This window comes from Novosphingobium sp., from assembly GCF_036733805.1.
Classification (GTDB): domain Bacteria; phylum Pseudomonadota; class Alphaproteobacteria; order Sphingomonadales; family Sphingomonadaceae; genus Novosphingobium.
Genome location: NZ_DAIMZT010000100.1, coordinates 1 through 5,837 on the forward strand (window position 1 = coordinate 1; position 5,837 = coordinate 5,837).

Consider the following 5,837-nt stretch of genomic DNA (forward strand, 5'->3'; position numbering starts at 1 on the left):
CCGTGCCACACGTGGGCCTTTCCCTTGATTACCAGGGGGAGAAGGAGGACGAGCACTCCAAGTTTGCCCGGCACGTTCATATAACACGCGAGCTCGACTCCATCTGACGAGATGACATCGGTCGCCGACCGCTTGGCGATGCGCCACGACCGCGAACGGCGTTTCGTTGACCTGGCTCTCAGGGTTGGCGGGACTTCCTCCAAATACGCGGCGATCTGGTCTTTGTGGGACTTATCTACCCTGCGGGCGTTTTGCTTACGGAGATATATGCCTACCACGCTGTTCTCTCGCCGCTGTTGTTTCCGATGATGGCGGGCTCGGTTCTGCTTGGCCCCGCCGTAGCGAGCGGGGATGGCCGCGCTGCCTGGTTCATCTATGTCGGAACGCTTGGTGCGGCTGATCCGGCGGCTACCAACGGCATTACACGCGCCGTCGTTCGATAGGATTTGCTACTTGCCCTCGTGACCCGAACCTTGAGGTTGTGGGAGAGAAGGTGGGTTGGTGCCAAGGGTTCCGAGAAATCGCACGACCGCGGCCCGATCTTCCGGGCTGCGCAGTCCCGCAAAACTCATCTTGTTGCCCGGCACAGCCCTGGCGGGAGATGTCAGATAATCGAACAGCCGCTGGTATGACCAGGCTCCAGGCTGCGCGGACATCGCTTGAGAATAGGAAAAGCCTGGGTGGGAGGCAACATCGCGGCCGACCACACCCCATAGGTTAGGGCCGATCCGGTTGGGGCCGCCCCGCGTGAAGTCATGACAGCTTGTGCAAACCTGCGCCTTCACCTGTCCGACGTGGGGATCGGCGCTCGCTAACAGCGTCCCCAGGTCCAGCACCGCTGGCTTGGTGGCAGCGCTCGATACAATAGTTTGCGACCGTCCCTGTCTTTCCATGTCGCCTAAGTAGGCGATCAGCCTGACGCGCTGTTCCGGCTCGTTGAGGCTCTCGGGCCAGCCGCGCTGGACCGCAGCCATATCGACGGGAGGCGGCATGTGATCCACGGGATCGTAGGCCAACCGCGCCGGATATCTTGGCGCCATCAGGCTCTCAAAGAAGAAATTCAGGCCCCATGCCACGCCGAGCGACGTGGCGACGCAAAAAATGGCCGTGAGCTGTCGCGACCGGCTCATCGTTATCCTCCCCCGCCGAGGAAGATTACCCTAGTCCAGAGTACATAGTCGGACTCGATAATCATGATGCGTATGAGCACCAGCAGTACAAGCGGAGGAACGAGGATCGCGTACATTAGTGAGAGCCGCTCCCAGGCCATGTGCATGAAGATCGAAACGATGAGGCCAGCCTTTAGCAGCATGAACGTTACGATGAGCGTCCAGCGTACGATGCCCTGGAAGTGAAAATAGTCGACGAGATAAGACATCGTGCTCAGTACGAAGAGATAGGCCCAAACCTTGAGGTAGAGGCGGATCGGATGCTGCTGCCCCTCGCCGTGGGCCGGGACGGTTGCGTGCGATTTAGGTAAAGTCTCGTTTTTCACCCTTCGTCCTTTCGTTTCACCAGAGATAGAAAAAGGCGAAAATGAAGACCCATACGAGGTCGACGAAGTGCCAATAGAGCCCGGCAATTTCGACTGCTGAATAGTCGCCCTTGCGGTCGTAGTGGCCGCGCCATACCAGCGAGGCGACGATCAGCAGCATTATCACTCCGCAGGTCACATGCAGGCCATGGAATCCGGTTATCATGAAAAAGCTGGCACCGAACTGGGGGGCGCCCGTGGGATTGCCCCAGGGGCGCACGCCTTCCTGGAAGATCAGCTTGGTCCATTCGAACGCCTGCATGCTGACGAAGGTTGCGCCGAACAGCGCGGTGGCCAGCATCAGCGCAGCGGTTTTCCTGCGGTCACGCCGGTATCCGAAATTGACCGCCATAGCCATCGTGCCGCTGGAACTGATAAGCACGAAAGTCATGATCGCAATGAGGATGAGCGGGATCGAGTGCCCGCCGATGTTGAGCGCGAAGACCTCGGCCGTATTGGGCCAGGGCAAGGTCGCCGAGGCGCGCATGGTCATGTACGAGGTAAGGAAACAGGAGAAAATGAAGGTATCGCTTAGCAGGAATATCCACATCATCGCCTTGCCCCAATGGGTGTGGCGAAAAACTTCCTGATCCGCGGACCAGTCGGCGACAATCGCGTTCACGCCTTGCGCCGTATCGCGCGATTGCTCCTGCTCCGTCATCGCTTGCGACATGACATCATCTCACCTTGTTCAGGTCATAACCAGCAACCCTGCAAGCATCAGCCACACTAGCATCAAGTAGTGCCAGTAAACCGCGCAGAGCCGCACGTTGCGGCGGACGCGCCCAACGTCGGTCCCGATGGCCATCTGTCCCATCGTTCTGGCGCAGGCGCCGATTCCGCCGGCTAGGTGCAGGCCGTGGACGGCCGTGAGCAGATAGAAGAAAGCATTGGCGGGATTCGCCGAAAGGTAATAACCTGCCGCCTGATAGTACCGCCACAGCAGGAGCTGTCCCGCCAGGAACAGTAGGCCCAGAAAGCCACCCACCATTGCCATGGGGCGCATGCGTCCCGCCTCTTCGCGCCACGCCGCGCGCCGGGCGGTTTCCCAGGCAAGGCTGCTCAGGATGAGGATGGCGGTGTTGATCCACAGGAGCGGCGGTTCGGGCATGGGGCGCCAGTCATCTCCGATCCTGTGGTCCGCCGCACTCGGAAATCCCATGCGCATGAGGTAGGCCGCCGTAAGCAGCGTGAAGATGACCGTCGCCACGCCGAAATAGAGATAGACGCCCACGGTTGCCGCTGCTGGGCGGTAGCTATCCGGCTCGCGCAGGTGCTCAGCGCCAGGCGTCTCCCAGCTCTTTTCGGCAAGGCGGGCAATCAGGCTCATGACGGCGCCCCGCTCGGCGGTGGCTCATTTTGGGGAATGAAGTCGCGCGGCGCATGGGGTACGCTATAATCGTAGGCCCAGCGGTAGACGGTCGGCAGCTTCGGTCCCCAGTTGCCATGTCTGGGCGGCGTGTCGGGCGTCTGCCATTCAAGGCTTGCCGCCCCCCATGGATTGGGGTCCGCCCGAGGGCCTCTGAAGAAGCTTGAGATCATATTGTAGAAGAAGATGAACTGGGCCGCGAAGACGATGATTGCGGCAATGCTTATGGCTTCGTTGGCGAAGTGCGCGGACGGCGGAATGAAAGCCGTCTCTCCTAGCGCATAATACCGGCGCGGCACCCCCAGGATACCAAGATAATGCATTGGCATGTAGATCGCGTAGACGCCGATGAACGTGATCCAGAAGTGGACGTTCCCAAGAGTCTCGTTCCACATTCTTCCGGTGATCTTCGGATACCAGTGGTAGATGCCACCGAAGATGACAAGTATCGGGGATACGCCCATGACCATGTGGAAGTGGCCGACCACAAAAAAGGTATCGCTGAGCGGCAAATCGACACTGACGTTGCCGAGGAACAGCCCGGACAACCCACCGTGGATGAAGGTGAAAAGAAAACCCAGCGCGAAAAGCATCGGAACGCGCAGGTGGATATCTCCCTTCCAGAGGGTTAGCAGCCAGTTGTAGACCTTGATCGCGGTCGGAATGGCGATAATCAACGTGGAGGTCGCGAAGAAGAACCCGAAGTAGGGGTTCATCCCGCTGACGTACATGTGGTGCGCCCAGACCAGGAAGCTCAAGGCTCCGATGATGACGATGGCCCATACCATCATCCGGTAGCCGAAGATGTTCTTGCGCGCGTGAACGCTGATGAGATCGGACACGATACCGAAGGCGGGAAGCGCCACGATGTAGACTTCGGGATGCCCGAAGAACCAGAACAAGTGTTGGAATAGGATCGGACTACCGCCCGCGGTGCTGGTCGGCTGCCCCATGGACATCATGGCTGGCATGAAGAAGCTGCTGCCAGCCAGATGGTCGAGCAGCATCATGATCGCCGCTACGAAAAGCGCTGGGAAAGCCAGAAGGCCCATGATCGAAGCAACGAAGATGCCCCATACCGTCAGCGGCATGCGCATCAGGGTCATCCCCCGGGTACGCGCCTGGAGTACGGTCGTCACGTAGTTGAGGCCGCCCATGGTGAATGCGACTATGAAGATTGCAAGGCTCGCCAGCATGGTGACAATACCCCATTGATGGCCGGGCGTCCCCTCGCTGATGGCCTGTGGGGGATATAGAGTCCAGCCGGCGCCGGTCGGCCCACCCGGGACGAAGAAGCCCGAAACCAACACCAGCACCGAGAGGAGGTAAACCCAGTAGCTGAGCATGTTGACGAAGGGGAACACCATGTCCCTGGCTCCGACCATCAGGGGAATCATGTAGTTCCCGAACCCGCCAAGCAGTAGCGCCGTCAGCAGGTAAACCACCATAATCATCCCGTGCATCGACACGAACTGGAGGTAGTTTTCCGGAGTAATGGCGGGAAAGGCTCCCGGAAAACCCAGTTGCAGCCGCATCAGCACGGACAGCACGAGTGCGACGAGGCCGATGCCGATTGCGGTCAGGCCGTATTGCACCGCGATCACCTTGTGGTCTTGGCTCCAGACATACCTTCCAACCCAGGTCTTGGGATGATGCAATGGCTTCAGGTCGTCAGCGATCGTCGTTGCCATCAGCGGATCCCCCAAGCGGCTGGTCTGGTGCACAAATTGGCCTTGGCGAACATGGCGGCGACGCCCTCAGGGCTGGTCTGGGCCATGATCTGGGTGAAATTCGCCTGCCTGGCGAGCCAGGCGTCGAAGTCCTTCTGTTGTTCCACGATGACTGTCCCGCGCATTGCATGATGGCCCACGCCGCACAGTTCGGCGCATAGGATCTCGTATTTTCCCGTTCTTGTCGGCTTGAGCCAGAAATAGGTGACGATGCCGGGGACGAGATCCATCCTCGCCCGGAATTGCGGCACGTAAAAGTCGTGAAGCACATCTTTGGACCGCAGCACCATCTTCACTGGCTTGCCCAGCGGCAGATGGAGTTCGTTACCCTCAATCAGTACGTCGTCCCGCCCGAATGGATCGAGCGGATTGACGCCAAAGGGATTGTCGGGTGTCATATAGCCGACCCCCGCCGTTCCGAGAACGCCGTCAGGGCCCGGATAGCGGAACGTCCACTGCCATTGCTGCCCGATCGCCTCGACTACCGCCGCGTCGGGGGGCACGTCCACGAACTTGGCCCAAGCGGCCAAGCCAGGAGCCAGCATTCCGACGATGCCCACCGCCGTCCAGAACGTCAGGTGCTTTTCCAGTGAAGGATTTTCAGGCGAAAAATGCGCGCGGCTGCCCTGTCGGTGGCGAAAGCGGATAAGCGCCACGGCAAGAAACAAGTTTAGAAATATGAAGGCAAAGGCGCAAATCAACAGTGTAATATGAAGGGCGGAGTCAATCGACTGCCAGTTGGAGGCAAGCGGCGTCTGCCACCATGGACTGAGCAGATGGAATGCAATCGAGCCAAGCACCAGCGCAACAATGGCGATCGCAACGCGCACGGGCTTCTCCCCCTGTCGCGGGCGAGCCTCTGCCATTCTAATTGGGCAAGTCTCGACTCGCCGCCTTTGGTATTAACCAACAGAGTGGAATGTAAGACAAAACCTGTGAGAAATAAACCCCGTCATTGACCTCGTATGTGTCACGGCGACTTGGTTGAGGTTGTCGCTGCACTGCGTGCTTGGGAGCAAGGCGGGACATGGGAGCGGGCCGTAACGCAATAAATGTTCGAAGCTTGTGCTTTTGCTCCATGGGTTTACTTTGAATGGATGCAAGGGGCGCTGCATGGAACTGGATGTTCTCAAATCCACTGTTCACTTCAGTGGCTGACTCATAATCATCCAGGGCGATTACAATGGCTTGCGATTCTGCGGGT

General features: G+C 59.0%; 7 protein-coding genes. All 7 read right to left on the reverse strand.

The window, feature by feature from the left end; genetic code table 11:
- Positions 1-449: 449 nt before the first annotated feature.
- Positions 450-1,130 carry a c-type cytochrome gene (locus V7D69_RS15085; protein ID WP_333606209.1) on the reverse strand — a complete coding sequence of 227 codons (681 nt, stop codon included), beginning with the start codon at positions 1,128-1,130 and terminating at the stop codon, positions 450-452.
- Positions 1,131-1,132: 2 nt separating this feature from the next.
- A complete protein-coding gene (locus V7D69_RS15090; RefSeq protein WP_324064369.1) occupies positions 1,133-1,495 on the reverse strand; it encodes a cytochrome C oxidase subunit IV family protein in 363 nt (120 codons plus the stop codon).
- A gap of 16 nt (positions 1,496-1,511) precedes the next feature.
- Positions 1,512-2,207 (reverse strand): heme-copper oxidase subunit III family protein, encoded by a 696-nt coding sequence (locus tag V7D69_RS15095; protein WP_333606210.1) that lies wholly within the window; start codon positions 2,205-2,207, stop codon positions 1,512-1,514.
- A gap of 18 nt (positions 2,208-2,225) precedes the next feature.
- A complete protein-coding gene (locus V7D69_RS15100; protein ID WP_333606211.1) occupies positions 2,226-2,864 on the reverse strand; it encodes a cytochrome c oxidase subunit 3 in 639 nt (212 codons plus the stop codon).
- Entirely contained in the window at positions 2,861-4,594 is a 1,734-nt protein-coding gene (locus V7D69_RS15105; protein ID WP_324064372.1) for a cytochrome c oxidase subunit I, read from the reverse strand. Before V7D69_RS15105 ends, V7D69_RS15100 begins: the two co-directional genes overlap by 4 nt.
- Positions 4,594-5,463, reverse strand: a complete 870-nt coding sequence (locus V7D69_RS15110; protein ID WP_324064373.1) for a cytochrome c oxidase subunit II — start codon at positions 5,461-5,463, stop codon at positions 4,594-4,596. The genes V7D69_RS15105 and V7D69_RS15110 overlap by 1 nt, the downstream gene beginning before the upstream one ends.
- Positions 5,464-5,500: 37 nt before the next feature.
- Positions 5,501-5,837, reverse strand: a 337-nt coding sequence (locus V7D69_RS15115) for a hypothetical protein (RefSeq protein ID WP_333606212.1), incomplete at its 5' end; no start/stop codon positions are given.

Bases quoted from the DNA above. Each gene is read 5' to 3' on its own strand.
- V7D69_RS15100 (WP_333606211.1), bottom strand. From the start codon at position 2,864: ATGAGCCTGATTGCCCGCCTTGCCGAAAAGAGCTGGGAGACGCCTGGC.
- V7D69_RS15085 (WP_333606209.1), bottom strand. From the start codon at position 1,130: ATGAGCCGGTCGCGACAGCTCACGGCCATTTTTTGCGTCGCCACGTCG.
- V7D69_RS15105 (WP_324064372.1), bottom strand. From the start codon at position 4,594: ATGGCAACGACGATCGCTGACGACCTGAAGCCATTGCATCATCCCAAG.
- V7D69_RS15095 (WP_333606210.1), bottom strand. From the start codon at position 2,207: ATGTCGCAAGCGATGACGGAGCAGGAGCAATCGCGCGATACGGCGCAA.